General features: G+C 34.5%; 1 protein-coding gene. It reads left to right on the forward strand.

What is annotated here, in order from left to right; all coding sequences use genetic code 11:
• The coding region (locus ABDZ53_RS11900; protein WP_343756811.1) for a CDP-alcohol phosphatidyltransferase family protein at positions 1–695 on the forward strand (695 nt) is incomplete at its 5' end.
• Positions 696–795 lie beyond the last annotated feature (100 nt).

Genomic DNA, 795 nt, shown 5'->3' on the forward strand with positions numbered 1-795 from the left:
TGTATACTTTTGAGCATTTCAAGTTGATTAAGTGCTTAAAATTATGGGGTTTTGACACCATAATCATAATATTGCATACTATGAAGAAATCGGCAGCAAATCAGAAGATGAAAGGTTGGCTGAATAGATTGAGAGATGTGCAAACGAAAGATTGGTTCTCCATACCCAATCTCTTATCTTATTTTAGATTAGTTTTAATTCCGTTTTTTGTTTATTATTATGCGACTGCAGAAACCAAAGAGGAATATATGTGGTCTTCGGGTATTCTAGTGTTGTCTGGTGTCACTGACGCCCTGGATGGATTTATTGCTCGTCGATTTAACATGGGTACAAAAATAGGGCAGTTAATCGATCCAGTAGCTGATAAGTTGACTCAAGTTGCTGTTGTTACTGTTTTAATGTTCAAGTGGCCCATTTTTTCTGTTTTGTTGCTTTTATTTATTGTTAAAGAAAGCTATATGCTCATTGAAAATCTGCGCTTATATCGAAAAAGCATTACGTTAGATGGATCAAAATGGTATGGAAAAGTAGCCACTATCGTCTTTTATCTAACCATGGTGATTGCCGTATTTATGCCTAATCTGTCTCAAGAGACTATATACTTGCTCGTAACTTCTGCAAGCGCGTTTCAGATACTGGCCTTATACAAATATATTCAATTATTTACCTCCTTGCATAAGAGTCATTCAAAGTAAATGAGTAAATAACTATAAAATACAAGTGAAATGGTAATGCCAAAAGTTCTATGAAAAATCAGATTATTCCTGTTCGAAGGTATGATATTCCCAAATAGGA

The sequence above is a fragment of the Alkalibacterium iburiense genome, from assembly GCF_039521845.1.
In the GTDB taxonomy this organism is placed as follows: domain Bacteria; phylum Bacillota; class Bacilli; order Lactobacillales; family Carnobacteriaceae_A; genus Alkalibacterium; species Alkalibacterium iburiense.